15 protein-coding genes are annotated in these 16,048 nt (G+C 66.2%); 2 read left to right on the top strand and 13 right to left on the bottom strand.

The annotated features are described in order from the left end of the window. Positions 1–6 precede the first annotated feature (6 nt). The 8 genes from ispG to ACSFCA_RS11325 all read right to left on the bottom strand — a co-directional run bounded on the left by ispG (position 7) and on the right by ACSFCA_RS11325 (position 8,763). Entirely contained in the window at positions 7–1,284 is a 1,278-nt protein-coding gene (ispG, locus tag ACSFCA_RS11360) for a flavodoxin-dependent (E)-4-hydroxy-3-methylbut-2-enyl-diphosphate synthase (protein WP_093052209.1), read from the bottom strand. Next, positions 1,281–2,240 (bottom strand): helix-turn-helix domain-containing protein, encoded by a 960-nt coding sequence (locus ACSFCA_RS11355; RefSeq protein WP_426392633.1) that lies wholly within the window; start codon positions 2,238–2,240, stop codon positions 1,281–1,283. Before ACSFCA_RS11355 ends, ispG begins: the two co-directional genes overlap by 4 nt. Beyond that, the gene (gene pilW / locus ACSFCA_RS11350) at positions 2,233–3,087 is read right to left on the bottom strand and encodes a type IV pilus biogenesis/stability protein PilW (RefSeq protein WP_258349852.1); all 855 of its coding nucleotides are present in this window, start codon (positions 3,085–3,087) and stop codon (positions 2,233–2,235) included. The genes ACSFCA_RS11355 and pilW overlap by 8 nt, the downstream gene beginning before the upstream one ends. Before the next feature lie 4 nt (positions 3,088–3,091). Then, entirely contained in the window at positions 3,092–4,240 is a 1,149-nt protein-coding gene (rlmN, locus tag ACSFCA_RS11345) for a dual-specificity RNA methyltransferase RlmN (protein ID WP_093052217.1), read from the bottom strand. Positions 4,241–4,261: 21 nt separating this feature from the next. Further along, positions 4,262–4,687 carry a nucleoside-diphosphate kinase gene (gene ndk / locus ACSFCA_RS11340; protein ID WP_093052220.1) on the bottom strand — a complete coding sequence of 142 codons (426 nt, stop codon included), beginning with the start codon at positions 4,685–4,687 and terminating at the stop codon, positions 4,262–4,264. 153 nt (positions 4,688–4,840) lie between these two features. Further along, on the bottom strand, positions 4,841–6,712 hold the full coding sequence (locus tag ACSFCA_RS11335) for a pseudouridine synthase (protein ID WP_435459578.1): 1,872 nt from the start codon (positions 6,710–6,712) through the stop codon (positions 4,841–4,843). Continuing rightward, complete coding sequence (gene scpB, locus ACSFCA_RS11330) at positions 6,709–7,635, bottom strand: SMC-Scp complex subunit ScpB (RefSeq protein WP_258349854.1); 927 nt, start codon at positions 7,633–7,635, stop codon at positions 6,709–6,711. Before scpB ends, ACSFCA_RS11335 begins: the two co-directional genes overlap by 4 nt. Positions 7,636–7,764: 129 nt before the next feature. Continuing rightward, positions 7,765–8,763 (bottom strand): RluA family pseudouridine synthase, encoded by a 999-nt coding sequence (locus tag ACSFCA_RS11325; RefSeq protein WP_435459577.1) that lies wholly within the window; start codon positions 8,761–8,763, stop codon positions 7,765–7,767. Between the two features lie 50 nt (positions 8,764–8,813). On the opposite strand from ACSFCA_RS11325, the gene ACSFCA_RS11320 reads away from it, so the two are divergent. Further along, positions 8,814–9,620 carry an outer membrane protein assembly factor BamD gene (locus ACSFCA_RS11320; RefSeq protein ID WP_093052233.1) on the top strand — a complete coding sequence of 269 codons (807 nt, stop codon included), beginning with the start codon at positions 8,814–8,816 and terminating at the stop codon, positions 9,618–9,620. 46 nt (positions 9,621–9,666) lie between these two features. Here the strand turns inward: ACSFCA_RS11320 and ACSFCA_RS11315 are convergent, their stop codons facing one another. Both ACSFCA_RS11315 and ACSFCA_RS11310 read right to left on the bottom strand, forming a co-directional pair. After that, a complete protein-coding gene (locus tag ACSFCA_RS11315; protein WP_435459576.1) occupies positions 9,667–11,751 on the bottom strand; it encodes an ATP-dependent DNA helicase in 2,085 nt (694 codons plus the stop codon). After that, complete coding sequence (locus tag ACSFCA_RS11310; RefSeq protein WP_093052238.1) at positions 11,748–11,951, bottom strand: YdcH family protein; 204 nt, start codon at positions 11,949–11,951, stop codon at positions 11,748–11,750. Before ACSFCA_RS11310 ends, ACSFCA_RS11315 begins: the two co-directional genes overlap by 4 nt. A 107-nt stretch (positions 11,952–12,058) precedes the next feature. On the opposite strand from ACSFCA_RS11310, the gene ACSFCA_RS11305 reads away from it, so the two are divergent. Continuing rightward, positions 12,059–12,829: a PP2C family protein-serine/threonine phosphatase gene (locus ACSFCA_RS11305; protein WP_435459575.1), complete on the top strand. Its 771-nt coding sequence runs from the start codon at positions 12,059–12,061 to the stop codon at positions 12,827–12,829. 11 nt (positions 12,830–12,840) lie between these two features. On the opposite strand, the gene ACSFCA_RS11300 is transcribed toward ACSFCA_RS11305, so the two are convergent. Genes ACSFCA_RS11300 through lpdA form a run of 3 tightly spaced genes read right to left on the bottom strand, consistent with a single transcriptional unit; the run spans position 12,841 to position 16,047 of the window. After that, positions 12,841–13,503, bottom strand: a complete 663-nt coding sequence (locus ACSFCA_RS11300) for a hypothetical protein (protein WP_435459574.1) — start codon at positions 13,501–13,503, stop codon at positions 12,841–12,843. Next, positions 13,500–14,600, bottom strand: coding sequence for a cell division protein ZapE (zapE, locus tag ACSFCA_RS11295; RefSeq protein WP_097199423.1), 1,101 nt, complete (start codon positions 14,598–14,600; stop codon positions 13,500–13,502). Before zapE ends, ACSFCA_RS11300 begins: the two co-directional genes overlap by 4 nt. Before the next feature lie 16 nt (positions 14,601–14,616). After that, positions 14,617–16,047, bottom strand: coding sequence for a dihydrolipoyl dehydrogenase (lpdA, locus tag ACSFCA_RS11290; RefSeq protein ID WP_435459573.1), 1,431 nt, complete (start codon positions 16,045–16,047; stop codon positions 14,617–14,619). Position 16,048: the final 1 nt, after the last annotated feature.

The raw sequence follows: 16,048 nt of genomic DNA, 5'->3' as shown, positions 1-16,048 counted from the left end.
GAGGTGTCAGGCCGCGACAGCGTGTTCGCCGCCGAAGCGCTTTTCGATGTAGGTTTCGACGAGTTGGTGAAACTCGTTGGCGATATTGTCGCCGCGCAGCGTGAGTGCCTTTTCGCCGTCGATGAAGACCGGCGCGGCAGGTGCCTCGCCGGTGCCGGGCAGGCTGATGCCGATGTCGGCATGCTTGCTCTCGCCAGGGCCGTTGACGATGCAGCCCATGACGGCCACCTTCATCGTCTCGACGCCCGGATATTTCTTGCGCCAGACCGGCATCTGCATGCGCAGATAGTCGTCGATCTGCTTGGCCAGTTCCTGGAAGGTAGTGCTGGTGGTGCGGCCGCAGCCTGGGCAGGCCGTAACGCTGGGCACGAACACGCGCAGGCCCAGAGCCTGCAGGATTTCGGAGGCGATCACCACCTCCTGCGTGCGCGACTCGCCCGGCTGCGGCGTGAGCGACACGCGAATGGTGTCGCCGATGCCCTCCTGCAGCAGGATCGACAGCGCCGTGGCCGAGGCCACCGTGCCCTTGGTGCCCATGCCGGCCTCGGTGAGGCCCAGGTGCAGCGCATAGTCGCAGCGGCGGGCCAACTCGCGATAGACCGAGATCAGGTCCTGCACGCCGCTCACCTTGCACGACAGGATGACCTGGTTGCCGGCCATGCCCATCGATTCAGCGAGCTTTGCGGACTCGATGGCCGAGGTGATCAGCGCCTCGTACATCACCTGCTTGGCGTCCCACGGCTCGGCGCGCTGGCTGTTGGTGTCCATCAGGCTGGCGAGCAGTTCCTGGTCGAGGCTGCCCCAGTTGACGCCGATGCGCACGGGCTTGTTCCAGCGCATGGCCGCGTCGATCATCTGGCCGAACTGGCGGTCGCGCTTGTCGCCCTTGCCCACGTTGCCGGGGTTGATGCGGTACTTGCTCAGCGCCTCGGCGCAGGCCGGATAGTCGGTGAGCAGACGGTGGCCGTTGTAGTGGAAGTCGCCGATCAGCGGCACGTCGATGCCCATGCGGTCGAGCTGCTCGCGGATGTAGGGCACCTGCGCCGCAGCTTCGGGCGTGTTGACGGTGATGCGGACCATTTCCGAGCCGGCGATGGCCAGCTCCTTCACCTGGATCGCGGTGCCGATGGCGTCCACGGTGTCGGTGTTGGTCATGGACTGCACGCGCACGGGGGCGTCGCCGCCCACCGTGACCACACGCGAGCCCCAGGTTACGCTGGACTGGCGCGAGCGGCGCGCCTTGGGCGCCGCCGATGGAATGGGATCGGGATAGCAGTCGGTCACGATTTCACCTCGAAGCGCGCCACGCCACCGCCGCGCGTGACAGGCGTCAGATCGTAAGGCTTGCCGCTTACCTGCACATCGACCGCCGACGCACGGCCCACCACCACCGACAGTGGCAGCGCGCCCGACAGGCCGACCGTTTCGCCGGCCTGCAGGCTGCGACGCAGCAACTGCTTGCCGCCGGCTTCGGTCACGGTGATCCAGCACTCTTCACGTGCCACGAAAACGAGTTGCTGGCTACTTGCGCTTGCGGCAGTCGCCACGGGCGCGGCGGGGGCAACCGCAACCGCTGCGGGGGCAGATGGCGCATTGGCAGCGACTGCGGCGGGCGCTTGGCCCACCGGAGCGCTCGGTGCCACAGCCTGCGAGGGCACCGTTTCGGCCACGGCGCCAGTTGCGCTGGCCGAAGCCGGTCCGTTCGCGGGCGCCGATTCGGTATCAGTCTCGCTGCGCGCCGTCAGGCGCGACACGGAAGCACTGATCTGGTCGAACACCGATTGCGGCAACCAGAACAACGCAGCCGCGCCAACCAGCAGCACCAGCACCACGATCAGCAATCCGCGCGAAGGCAGCCCGCTGGAGCGTCCGCTGCTGTTCCAGCGCGGCGTGCCCGAGGTGATGTTCGTCCGAAGGGTTCGGTCGGCCTCGGCCAGCGACACCCTTTGCGTGCTGGGCAGCTTCGCAAGCACGGGCGCCGGGTCGATGCGCAAAGCACGGCAGACACTGCTCGCCAGGGCGCGAGCGAAGACCGGGTCCGGCAACGAGGCAATGTCGTCCGCTTCAAGCGCCATGAGCTTCTGCGGCGGCACCTTGAGGGCGGCCGCCACCATCTCGATGTGCAGGCCATGGGCCTCGCGCGCTTCGCGCAGCAGGTCGCCGGCGGTCTTGTGCGTGATGTCGCCTTCTTCCAGCGGCAGCGCTGCGGAAGTGCCGAACTCCGAAACCCGATCAGTCATTGAAATTCCCGCGCTCGTACGCTGTTGCCTCCCGCGACTGGGGGAAGCGTCGTTGCAGTTGGCCTCCCAACTGCGCGACTGCCTCGCGGTTGTTCAGCTTTCGTTCGATCTTGATGCCGAGCCAGAGCGTCTCGGCGCTGGCCGAGGCACTGTTGTTGACGCGGCGAATGTAGAACTGCGCGCGCGACCATTCCTCGCGCTGCGCCAACACCGAAGCAAGGTTGAAGCCAACCACCGGATTGCCGGCGTCGATCTCGTAGGCCTGCATGAGGCTGCGCTCGGCTTGCACGCGCTGCCCTGCCTTGAGTTCGCACACGCCCTGCGTCATGAGCGTCTTGGCGCGGTCGGCATAGCTCGGCACTGCCAGTGCCTCGGTGAACTGCGCGGCCGCGTCGCCATAGCGGTTCTGCTGGCACAGCAGCCAGCCGTAGTTGTGGCGTGCGTTGGGGTCGCGCGGATTGATGGCGATGGCGCGGCGGAAGCTGTCTTCGGCCATGCCGGCGTCGTCCAGCCGCATGTAGACCAGGCCGCGCAGGTTGTAGGCGTCGGCGTTGTTGGGGTCGGCGACCAGCGCCTGCTTGAGCTCGTCAAGCGCAACAGTGGTCTGGCCATGCTCGAAATAGCCGGCAGCCAGTTCCATGCGCAGGCGCGCGCGGCGTTGCCGGCTGGACTCGTCGGACTCGGTGACCACCTCGGTGCCCTTGCCTGAGCTGGTATCGGCCAGACTGGTGGTGGTGGTGCGCGTGTTCACGCAGCCCGCAAGCAGCAACGCCACGGCGACACCCGCGAAACCTGTAGTCAGCATCCGCTGCACGTTCGCGGTTGTCGTCGAAATGACCATGCTCATCGGTTCAATGCTCCTGGGGGGCGGCCTTGCGGACCGGATGCAAAACAACGGGGCGCTCGGTTGCACGGCGCTGGGCCATGCGCTCGGCCGCGCGGGTGCGGTCCTTGACGTCGCCGGCGAGCTGACCGCAGGCGGCATCGATGTCGTCGCCGCGCGTCTTGCGCACGGTGGTCACAAGACCGGCTTCGCTCAGCGTCCTGGCGAATGCCAACACACGCGGCTGCGGCGAGCGCAGCAGGCCCGAGGCCGGAAACGGGTTGAAAGGAATCAGGTTGAACTTGCACGAGATGCCGTGCGTGCGCACCAGTTCGACGAGCTGCCGCGCATGCTCGGGCTGGTCGTTCACGCCATCCAGCATGCAATATTCGAAGGTGATGAAATCGCGCGGCGCATGCGCCAGGTAGCGCTTGCAGGCCTCGATGAGTTCAGCAATCGGGTACTTGCGGTTGAGGGGCACGAGGTCGTCGCGCAGCGCGTCGTTGGGCGCATGCAGCGAAACGGCCATGGCCACCGGGCAATCGGCGCCCAGGCGATCGATCATCGGCACCACGCCGGAAGTCGACACCGTCACGCGACGGCGCGACAGCCCGTAGGCGTTGTCGTCGAGCATGGTGCGCAGCGCGGGCACCAGCGCCGAGTAGTTCTGCAGCGGCTCGCCCATGCCCATCATCACCACGTTGGAGATGACGCGTTCGTCGCGCTTGAGGTGCTTGCGCAGGAAGTGTTCGGCAAACCAGAGCTGGGCGACGATTTCGCCCGTGCTCAGGTTGCGGCTGAAGCCCTGATGCCCGGTCGAGCAAAAGCGGCAACCGACCGCACAGCCGGCCTGGGACGACACGCACAAGGTGCCACGGTCGTCCTCGGGAATGAATACGGCTTCGACGGCATTGCCGTCACCGACGTCGAACAGCCACTTGATCGTGCCGTCCTTGGATTCGTGCTGCGTGATGACCGGCAGGGCCTCCACGCGCGCGGTAGTCGCGAGCTTCTCGCGCAACGACTTCGCCAGATCGGTCATCTGGGTGAAGTCGCTGGCGCCACGCTGGTGAATCCAGCGGAACAGCTGCGTGGCGCGGAATTTTTTCTCGCCGAGTTTTTCGCAGAACGCAGCCAACCCCTCGAGATCGAAGTCGAGCAGATTGGCCGTGGTCATGGAATCGGTCGAGATACGGCTTCAGCGTGCGTAGACGTTGAGGCCGGCGAAGAAGAAAGCGACTTCGTTCGCTGCGGTTTCAGCAGCGTCCGAACCGTGCACGGCGTTGGCGTCGATGCTGTCGGCGAAGTCGGCGCGGATGGTGCCGGCGGCTGCCTTCTTGGGGTCGGTGGCGCCCATCAGGTCGCGGTTCTTGGCGATGGCGTTTTCGCCTTCGAGCACTTGCACGAACACGGGGCCCGAGATCATGAACTCGACGAGGTCCTTGAAGAAGGGACGTTCCTTGTGCACGGCGTAGAACTGTTCGGCTTCGTTGCGCGACAGATGCACCAGCTTGGCGGCGACGATCTTGAGGCCAGCAGCTTCAAAACGGGAAACGATCTTGCCGATGACGTTCTTGGCAACTGCGTCGGGCTTGATGATGGAAAGGGTACGTTCGATAGCCATTGAAATGCTTCCTGGAGCTTTGATTTTGAAGTGTTTTGTCACAACTGCAACGAATTTGTTGCGTCACATGTCGACAAAGCCTCTGATTTTAACCGGCGCAGCCTTGCGGATTGGTGAAAACCCCGCGAAAGGCCGCGCTCCGACGGCTGGCTTTCAGCGCCCGCGGCGGCGTCCGCCACCTTGGCCGCCCTGACCGCCGAAGCCGCCACTACCGCCCCCGCCTCCACCACCGCGACGCGGACCTCCGCGCTGCTCCTTGCGCTGGCGCGAGAAGCTGTCTGCGCCGATATATCCCAACGAGGTCTTCATCGGATCGGGCTGGTTGGCGCCGCTCGGCTGACGGTCGTCGCCCTGCTGGCGATTGCCGCCGCCCTGGCGGTTGCCACTATTGCCGCTGTTGCCGCGGCGTCCCTGCCCCTGGGGCGGACCGCCGTTGCCACCGCCACGATTGGGGCGGGCACCCCGGTCGCCGCGCGGCGGACGGCCGTCGCCCAGCGGGTTCGGAATCGGCGCTTCACGCCCGCCATCTTCGCGTGCATCGCGCATGTCGCGCGGCGGCTGGCCGCCACCGCCGCCATTGCGGTTGCCCCGGCGCTTCTTGTTGCGCCCGTTGCGGCCATTGCCACCACCGCCCTCCTGCCCCGGGCCGCGCTGCTGCTGTTGTGGACCGGGCCGGGCAGCTGCGCCGCCGGAGGCCTGGAACAGCGCACGGATGTCGCGCTCGTCGAGCTCCATCCAGGCACCGCGCTTCAGGCCGCGCGGCAGCACCATGGCACCGTAGCGGATGCGGATCAGCCGGCTGACCGCATGGCCCACCGACTCGAACAGGCGGCGCACTTCGCGGTTGCGGCCTTCGGAAATGGTCACGCGGTACCAGCAATTCGAGCCCTCGCCACCGCCGTCTTCGATGGTGCCGAACTGCGCCATGCCGTCGTCGAGGCGTACGCCGTCGAGCAGCTTCTGCTTTTCTTCGCTGGTGAGTGCACCCAGCACGCGCACCGCGTACTCGCGCTCCAGGCCGAAGCGCGGGTGCATGAGCTGATTGGCCAGGTCGCCGGAGCTGCTGAACAGCAGCAGGCCTTCGGTATTCAGGTCGAGACGGCCGACCGACTGCCACTTGCCCTGTTGCAGGCGCGGCAGCTTGCGGAACACGGTCGGGCGGTTCTGCGGATCGTCATGCGTCACCACCTCGCCCACAGGCTTGTGATACGCGATCACGCGGGGCGGCGGGGGCGCGATGCGGTAGCGGATCGGCTTGCCGTTGATCTTGACCTGGTCGCCGAACTGGATGCGCTGGCCGATGTGGGCCGGCTCGTTGTTGACAGAAATACGGCCCTGGAGAATCAGCTGCTCCATTTCTAGCCGCGAGCCGAGGCCAGCCTGCGCCAGCACCTTGTGAAGCTTGGGCGAATCGGCCTCGGGCAGCAGCACGCGCTTGAGCGGCGGGACCTCCGGGCTTTCTTCGTCGGCATCGAACTGGCCGGAGATGACGTCCGCGAAGCGGATCGGCTCGGGCGGCAAGGCATTGCGCTGCTCGCGCTCGGCGGCACGGCGGGCGCGGTCGAGGTCGTCTTCCTCCTCGTCGGGCTCCTCTTCGTCTTCGTCCTCGTCCCGTTCTTCGTCGTCACGGTCGTGGATGCGATCGGCTTGTTCGGGCTGGGGCGCTTGGCGGGCGGCCTCGACTGGCGCTGGATTGCGAGCCTCTTCTTCAACTGCAGCGGAGACAACTGATGCTTCCTCTGCACCAACAGCTGCCGGCACGGCCATCTCGGACGCCTCCGCGGCAGGCGACGCCGCTACTTCATCCGCCACAGCTTGCTCCACCGGCTTCTTCTTGCGGGGCGCGCGCGGCTTCTTGGGTGCTTCAGCCTCCGCCGGTGCGGCGGCTTCCTGCGCCGCGACCTCGGACGCTACCGATTCAATAGCATCACCTGCAGCCTTCTTGGGCGCGGCCGCCCTCTTCTTCTTTTTGACTTCGGGCTCGGCCGGCAGCATCGCCGCGTCTTCGGTGTCGGTTGTGCTCATGAGGTTTTTCCGGGAGAGGGAGCGTGAGGGTCGACCTCGTCCTGGGACGGGGCTTCGGGTTCTGGCGACGGCGCCTGGGCGGGCTCGGCGGGGGATTCGGTGTCTGCCGCGTTCTCGGCAAACTGCGCTTCGGCGGCTTCGACCGCCTCTTCGGCGACTTCTGGCGCCATGTCGATGACGGCGGGCTCGGCGGGCTCTTCTGCCGGCTCTTCTTCATCTTGCCGCGAGGCAGCGACTTCCTGCTCCGCTTCGGTCGCTTCGGCTTCGGCGGCGGCTGGCTCCAGCTCCGCCATCGCCGACGCATCCGCATCGCCCTCGGCCAGTGCTTCAGCCTCCGGCGCGGCATCGATAGGCAGCCCCTGCTGCTCACCCGACGCCCGTTCGAGCGCATCGACCAGCGCGGCCTGCTGCGCGGGCGTTTCGATCAATGGCAGCTGATCGAGCGAAGCCAGGCCCAGGTCGTCGAGGAACTGGCGCGTGGTTGCATACAGCGCCGGTCGGCCGACCGTTTCGCGGTGGCCGATGACTTCGACCCAGCCGCGATCTTCCAGCTGCTTGAGGATCAACGAATTGATCGTCACGCCGCGGATGTCTTCCATGTCGCCGCGCGTGGCCGGCTGCCGGTAGGCGATGATGGCCAGCGTCTCGAGTGCGGCCCGCGTGTAGCGCGGCGGCTTCTCGGGGTGCAGGCGGTCGAGGTGGTCGCGCATTTCCGGCCGGCTCTGGAAGCGCCAGCCGCTGCCGACGCTCACAAGCTCCAGGCCGCGTTGCGCCCAGTCTTCCTGCAGTTCAAGCAACAGCACCTTGATGGTGTCCACACCCAGTTCGTCGTCGAACAGCACGCGCATATCGCGCACCGGCAACGGCTGGCTCGAACAGATCAAGGCGGTTTCGAGAATGCGCTTGGCATCCGCCGTATTCATGGTTCGCGTTATCCGGGAAAAGGCGCCTCAGGGACGCTTGTTCAGAAGGATGAAAGGAGTAGGCGCTGCAGGCACGCGGCAAATGCAACGCAAGGCCGGCCTCGGGTGACCGGCGCGGCCCTCGGGCCGTCAGGCGCGATTGTAATCCAGCCCCCAGGACTGCAAAGCCTGAACGAGATCCGGCGGCGGCGGCGAGCGGAACTCCATCGCCTCTTGCGTGACGGGATGCACAAAGGCCAGCCTGAATGCATGCAGCGCCTGGCGCGACAGCCCGGCAGCCGGCGCGCCGCCATAAAGCGCATCGCCCACCAACGGATGACCGATCGACGCCATGTGCACGCGAATCTGATGGGTGCGCCCGGTTTCGAGCGTGCAGCGCACGGCGCAGCCTTCGGCGTTGCTGTCGAGCCGCTCGATCAGCGTGCGCGCCGTCTTGCCCGCATGCCGTTCGAGGTCGACCACGGCCATGCGCAGCCGGTTGCGCGGGTCACGGCCGATGGGGGCGTCGACCTGGCGAGCCGCGGCGCCCTCCCACGGCTTGTGGCCGACGGCCAGGTACTGCCGCTTGACCTCGCGGGCGGCGATCAGCGCCACCATCGCATCCATGGCGGCGCGGGTGCGCGCCACCACCATCAGGCCGCTGGTGTCGCGGTCGAGCCGGTGCACGATGCCGGCGCGCGGTAGCAGCACGGCCTTCGGGTCCAGCGCCAGCAGGCCGTTCAGCAGCGTGCCGCTCCAGTGCCCAGGCGCCGGGTGCACCACCAGGCCAGCCGGCTTGTCGACGATGCGCAGGTGCTCGTCCTCGTGCACGGTGACGATATCCATCGCCTCGGGCCGGAAAGCCTGGCTCTGGGGCGTGGGGCGCAACTCGATGCGGCCGGCCTGCCCCGCCTTCACTGTGGCCGAGACTTTGGTGAGCGTGCGGCCCTGCAGCTCCACAGCCCCAGCCTCGATCAGTTGCTGCAGGTAACTGCGGGAAAACTCGGGTACCAGCGCGGCAAGCGCGCGGTCCAGCCGCTGGCCGTGTTGGGCCGGGTCGATGACGAAAGGCCGCTGCTCGCTGGGCTCGATCGGATCGGCGCCCTCTTCGAGTTCGGCCACCTCGGCGGTCTCGGGGGTATTGCCCAAAGGGTCGGTCGATATAATTGAGGGCAACTGTTTCACGAAAGCCGTATGTGATGTTTCGCGCCAAATTATCGGTCCCCAGCTGGATCGCGCTCAGCGCGGCGGCTCTGCTGGCAGCTGGCTGCTCGTCTACCTCCGTCGACAAGACCGCCAACTGGAGTCCCAACCGCATCTACTCTGAAGCCAAGGAAGAGGCCGGATCGGGCGCCTACGACAAGGCCGTTCCGCTCTACGAGAAGCTCGAAGGCCGCGCCGCCGGCACACCACTCGCGCAGCAGGCGCAGCTGGAAAAGGCCTACGCCCAGTACAAGTCGGGCGAAAAGGCAAGCGCCATCGCCACCATCGACCGCTTCATGAAGTTGCATCCGGCGAGCACGGCTCTCGACTATGCGCTGTACCTCAAGGGCGTGATCAACTTCAACGACGACCTCGGCATGTTCGCGTTCATGACGCGCCAGGACCTGTCCGAGCGCGACCAGAAGGCCGCCAAGGAATCGTTCGAGTCGTTCAAGGACCTCGTCACGCGCTTCCCCGATTCGCGCTACGCCCCTGACGCGCGCCAGCGCATGAACTACATCGTGAACTCGCTCGCGCAGTACGAAGTTCACGTGGCACGCTACTACTACTCGCGCGGCGCCTACCTGGCCGCCATCAATCGGGCCCAGATCGCGCTGGCCGACTACCGCGAAGTGCCGGCACTCGAAGAAGCCCTGTTCATCATGGTGAAGTCGTACGACGCTCTCGGCATGAAGGACCTGCGCGACGACGCCCAGCGCGTGCTGACCACCAACTATCCGCAGAGCACCTACCTCGCGAACGGCTTCAAGGGCAAGGACGACCCTTGGTGGAAGCTCTGGTAAGCCACCAGAGCACGCGCGCTCACGACGCGCTCTTCCTAGTCAGAAACTAGGTCTTGAGCGCGTCCAGCGCGGCCTCGAAATCCGATTCGTTTTCGAGCCGCCGCATCGGCGGCAGCGCCGACAGCAACCGGCGGCCATAGCCCATGGCCACCAGCCGCGTATCGCAGATCGCCAGCACGCCGCTGTCGGTTTCCCGCCGAATCAACCGCCCCGCCCCCTGCTTGAGCGCCACGGCCGCCTCGGGCAGCGAATAGTCGGCAAACGAACTGCGTCCTTGTGATTCCAGGCGCTGTGAACGCGCCTCGACCAGCGGATCGTTGGGCGGCGGGAATGGCAGCTTGTCGATCACCACCAGCTGCAGTGCATCGCCCGGTGCATCGAAGCCCTCCCAGAACGAGGCCGATGCCACCAGCACGCAACCCGCGCGCCCGGCGCTCGCGCCTTCGCGGAAGCGGTCCATCAGCACGCGCTTGGGCAACTCGCCCTGCACCAGCACTTCGGGCCGCACTTGCGCGTCGAGCAGTTCGAACTGCTGCTTCATCGCGTCGCCAATGGTGCGCAGTGCTCGCAGCGTGGTCGTCAGCACCAGCGTGCGACCGCCGAGCTCCGTCGCGCCGCGCGCAGCCAATTCCGCGACGCGCTGGCTGTGCGACGGATCATTGGGCTTGGGAAACGCGCGCGGCACATAGAGCGCGGCCTGCGAGGCATAGTCGAACGGGCTCTGTACGCGCAGCACTTCCGCGTCCTGCAGTCCGCAGGGCTCGGTAAACCAGCGCAGCGTGGGCTCATCGCCCAGCGTGGCCGAGGTGAAGACCCAGGCACGGCCGCTGTCTTCCTGCGCCGCCGCTGCCTCGAGCGCCGGCCGCTCACCGTAACCGTCGAGTTCTTCGTCGTCGTCATCGTCGCCAACATCAGCGTCTGCATCGACGATCTTGAGCACCCGCTTGCGCATGGCATCGGCGATGTCCAGCGGCGACTCGATGAGCCGCAACTGCGTGCCCACATCGACCCAGCGCACCGAATCGACCTCGCACGGCAAGGCGAAGCGTGCGGTGCGTTTCGCGAGTTGACGGGCTCGCTCGTGCAGCCGCACAAAGTCGGGCGAAATTTCGCTGACGGTGGCAAGCCCCTCTGCAGCCAGCTCGAACGCGTGGAGCAGATCATCCAGCGCGCGCTGCCATGCATCGGGATCGATACCCTCGGGCGACGCGCCCAGCCAGCGCAGCTTGGCGCCCGGCCATTGCTTGCCGACCACCAACCGCAGTTCGCGCGCAGCCCGTTCGAGCGCGCCGACCAATTGCTGCCAATCGACAAGGCCTCGCGCATGCTGCAAGCCGGCCGCCAACATGTCGCGTGCGAAATCGAGCGCCTGGCCGCTGCCGAGCTGGGCACCGAGAAACTGCACGCCGGTTTCGTTGAGCTGATGGGCTTCGTCGAACACCACCACGCTCACGGTCGGCAGCAGCTCGGCCATGCCGGTCTCGCGCACTGCGAGGTCGGCAAAGAAAAGATGGTGGTTGATGACCACGATGTCAGCCGCCAGCGCCTCGCGTCGCGCCAAGTTGACATGGCAGGGCTTGAACTGCGGGCATTGCGCGCCCAGGCAGTTCTCTCGCGTGGACGTGATCAGAGGAATGAGTGGCGAGCGCTCGTCGAGCCCGGGCAACTCGGCCAGGTCGCCCGTGCGCGTGGCCTTCGACCATTGCTCGATCTTGGCAAGCGTGCGCAGGCTGCCTCGCTCCGGCAATGAGGCGTCATGCCGCGCCTGGTCGAGCCGGTGCAGGCACAGGTAGCTGGCGCGCCCCTTGAGCAGCGCCGTGCGCACCGGCAGGCCGAAAGCTTCGACAAGACGCGGCAGGTCACGGCCGAACAGCTGGTCCTGCAATGTCTTGGTGGCGGTCGACAGCAGCACGCGTTCGCCACTCAGCAGGGCCGGCACGAGGTACGAAAAGGTCTTGCCCACCCCGGTGCCTGCCTCGACCACCAGCACGCCGCCCTGGTCGATGGTGCGGGCCACGGCCATTGCCATTTCGGTCTGCCCCGAGCGTTCGCGGAACTGGTCGGCGGCACGCGACAGCGCGCCGTCCTGCGCGAAGGCGTCGCGCACCTTGTCTTCGAGCGCACCTGTCACGCCGGCTCTTTCGGATCGAGGTCGTTTTCGAGGCGCGTGATCTGGTCACGCAACGCGAGGCGGCGCTTTTTCAGGCGCCGCAGCAGCAGCTCGTCTTGCGGCGAGCCTTCGGCCAACCGGTCGATGGTGGCGTCGAGATCGGCGTGCTCGATGCGCAGTTCGATCAGCTGACGGGAAAGGGAGTGAAGATTGGAGTCCAACGGTGGGGAGCGCACGCGAAGTTTTTGCGGCGCATGTTCATTCGATAATACGTCCTGACACGAATCTCCGAGCAGACAGAAACACGCGCTTCAGGCGCATATGCCTCATGACCCAAGGCTTTCGACTCGCCGCGGCCACCGGACTCCACAAGGGAGACCGCCCGTACCAACAAGACCAGGTGCTGCTGATGAGCCATCCGCGCGTGCCTGGCTGCGTGCTGGGCATCGTGGCCGACGGCATGGGCGGCCGCAGCGGTGGCCGCAAGGCCTCTGACCAGGTGCTGATGACGGCACGCCAGCTCTTCACCCGCTACCAGCCCGGGCGCGACGACCCGGAAGCCGTGCTGAAGCAGATCCTCGAAGACTCGCACACGGTCATCAAGCTCACCGCCGTTTCCAGCGAACAGGAGCCGCACAGCACGCTGGCGGCCTTCCTCATGACCCCCAAGGGTGACTGCGCCTGGATCCATGCCGGCGACTCGCGCATCTATCACTTCCACGACGGCCAGCTCATCAGGCGCACGCGCGACCATTCGTACGTGCAGGTGCTGATCGACCGCGGCCAGATCACCGAGGCCGAAGCCAACATCCATCCGCAGGGCAACATCCTGCTCGGCTGCCTGGGCATGACGACCACGCCGCCGCCCGTCGACCCCTACTACATCCCGAAGCTGGCGGCGGGCGACCTGCTGATGGCTTGCAGCGACGGGCTCTGGCACTACTTCAGCCCAGAAGAACTGGCGAGCGTGCTGTATGCGCAGCCGCCGCGCGATGCGGTCGAAATCCTGGTGGGTGAAGCGCGCCGCCGGGCCCGGGGCACCGGCGACAACATCTCGATTGCTGTTCTGAGGCTCGATCCGCTACCGGTCGCCGCCTGAGCGGTGCCCGGTCAGGGCGTGGGCGACGAAGCTGCCGGTGCCGGCAGCGGAGCTCCGCGCGGCTTGCTGCGGTTGGCGTTCTGCCGGTCGCGGCTGGCCCTGTGCTCTTCGGCGCGTTTCTGCTTGTCTTCAAAACGCTTGGCGGCCGTAGGCGCCTCGGCTTGACGCTGGGCCGCCTTGGCCTGCTCGTCGGCGTGCGCCTGCTGCTTGGACTGGAACTGACGCTCGCGCTCGGCTGTCTCGGCCGCTGTAGCTGCGCGGCTGGCCGCATGGTCGGCTGCGCGTTGTTCGCGCTCCTTCTGGCCCTGGATCGACTGTTCCTGCTTCTCGCGAGTGTCCTGCGGGCGCTGAGTGCCTGCTTTCTGGTCGAGCTTCTGCAGCTCGGCCGCGCCGCTTCGCTGTCGCAGGATGTCGTTTATGGCGGTTTCCTGCCGCTTGATGTTGTCGGTTTCCTTGCGGCGACGGCTGCGACTCTCGCGCAGGCAGTCTTCCACCGCGAACTTCTTGTAGCAGGCGGCCCGCTCTTCGACGAAGCGCTTCTCGATGGCCTCACGCTCGGTGGAAAGCCGGCGCTTTTCGCCCTCGAGGTCGGCATTGCCCGCGGCGGCGTTGGACTGCGCCCACAGCGGCAGGCTGGCCAACGTCATGAGCAGGGCAAGAGCGAATTTTTTCATGTGAGTCGGGTGTCGACGATGCGGCGTTCCAGGGCGAGAAACTCGCTCGATTGCATTTCGGTGAGCCGGGAGACCGTGCGCGGAAACTCGTGCGACAGCGGCCCCTCGGTGTACAACGCCTCGGGCGGAACCTCAGCCGACATGATGAGCTTGCAGCGCCGGTCGTACAAGACGTCGACCAGCCACGTGAAACGGCGTGCTTCCGAAGCCATGCGCACCGGCATGTGCGGCACATCGGACAACAGCACGGTGTGGAACTGGCTCGCAATTTCGAGGTAGTCGTTCTGCGAGCGCGGACCGCCGCACAGCGTCTTGAAATCGAACCAGACCACGCCGCCGGCCTTGCGCCGAGCACGGATCTCGCGCTGCTCGATGTGCAGCACGGGGTTTTCGTCGGCCGTCTCGGCCAGCTTGTCGAAAGCCTTGCGCATTTCCTTCTCGGCCGCCGCGTCGTTCGGCGTGAGGTACATGCGCAGTTGTTCGAGCGTGCGGCGCCGGTAGTCGGTGCCGTTGTCGACGCTCAGCACTTCGAGCTTTTCGTTCAGCAGCGCGATGGCGGGCAGGATGCGGTCGCGGTGCAAGCCACCGGGGTACAGATCGTCCGGCTTGAAATTGGAGGTGGTGACGAAACCCACGCCGTTCTCGAACAGCGACACCAGCAGCCGATGAAGAATCATCGCGTCGGTGATGTCCGCCACGTGGAACTCGTCGAAGCAGATCAGCTTGTAGCGCTTGGAAATGCGCAGCCCAAGCTCGTCGAGCGGATTGACCGTGCCCTGCAACTCGCGCAGTTCGCGGTGCACCTCGCGCATGAACTCGTGAAAGTGCAGGCGCGTCTTGCGCCGCAGCGGCACGGCGTTGAAGAACAGGTCCATCAGGAAGCTCTTGCCCCGCCCGACGCCACCGTACATGTAGACGCCGCGCGGAAGCTCCGGCCGGTTGATGAACTTCTTCAGCGCATTCGAGCGCTGGGCCTTGTACTCGGCCCATTCGTTGGCGCAGCGATCCAACGCCTCCACGGCGTGCAGCTGCGCTGGATCGCTGTGGAACCCGCGCGCTGCGAGTTCCGCCTCATAGGCCTGTTTGACGCTGGTCAAAAGAAAGATCGCGAGATCAGAAGTTCAGCGTGCGCTTGTCCACGGCGAGTGCCGCTTCCTTCGTTGCTTCCGACAGCGACGGATGAGCGTGGCAGATGCGCGCGATGTCTTCGGCGCTGGCCTTGAACTCCATCGCCACGACGGCTTCGGAGATCAGTTCGCTGGCCTGCGGGCCCACGATGTGCACGCCCAGGATCTCGTCGGTGGCAGCGTCGGCCAGGAACTTGACCATGCCGGTCGTGTCGCCCAGAGCACGCGCGCGGCCGTTCGCAAGGAACGGGAAGGTGCCGGCCTTGTAGGCGCGGCCCGCTGCCTTGAGCTGCTGCTCGGTCTGGCCGACCCACGCGATCTCGGGGTTGGTGTAGATCACCCACGGGATCGTGTTGAAGTTGACGTGACCGTGCTGGCCCGCAATGCGCTCCGCCACGGCAACGCCCTCTTCCTCGGCCTTGTGCGCCAGCATCGGGCCGCGCACCACGTCGCCGATGGCCCAGACATTGGGCAGGCTGGTCTTGCACTCGTCGTCCACGGCGATGGCGCCGCGCTCGTCGAGCTTCAGGCCCACGGCTTCGGCGTTCAGGCCGATGGTGTTGGGCACGCGGCCGATCGACACGATCAGCTTGTCGACTTCCAGCGTCTGGGCTTCGCCCTTGGCATTGGTCCACGCAACGCTCACGCCCTTCTTCGACGACTTGATCTCGCCGACCTTGACGCCGAGTTCGATCTTGAGCTTCTGCTTGTCGAAGGCCTTCTTGGCTTCCTTGGCGATTTGCTCGTCCACTGCGCCGAGGAAGGTCGGCAGTGCTTCGAGCACCGTGACTTCCGCGCCGAGGCGACGCCACACCGAACCCATTTCGAGGCCGATGACGCCCGAGCCGATCAGGCCCAGCTTCTTCGGCACCGCGCCGATGCGCAGCGCGCCGTCGTTCGAGAGGATGTTTTCCTCGTCGAACGGTGCGCCCGGCAGTGCGCGGGCATTGGAGCCCGTGGCCACGATGATGTGCTTGCCGCTGATCGACTCTTCGGCGGCGCCCGCCACCTTGATCTCATAGCCGGTTTCGTCAGTCTTCACGAACGAGGCGCGGCCATGGAAAAACGTGATCTTGTTCTTCTTGAACAGGTACAGGATGCCGTCGTTGTTCTGCTTCACGACCTGGTCCTTGCGGGCCAGCATCTTGTCGAGGTCGAGGCCCAGGCCTTCGACCTTGATGCCGTGGTCCGCGAAGTGGTGGCCGGCCTGGTCGAAATGCTCCGACGATTGCAGCAGCGCCTTCGACGGGATGCAGCCGACGTTGGTGCAGGTGCCGCCCGGTGCGGGGCCGCCCTTGCCGTTCTTCCACTCGTCGATGCAGGCCACGTTGAAGCCGAGTTGCGCGGCACGAATGGCCGCGATGTAGCCGCCAGGGCCGCCGCCGATGACGACGACGTCGAATTGCTTGTTTGCCATC

Origin of the sequence: Variovorax multivorans (assembly GCF_051216835.1) — a bacterium.
Taxonomy (GTDB): domain Bacteria; phylum Pseudomonadota; class Gammaproteobacteria; order Burkholderiales; family Burkholderiaceae_C; genus Variovorax.
The sequence above is the reverse complement of the archived record's forward strand: the minus strand, read 5'-3'. Positions and strand labels throughout refer to the sequence as shown.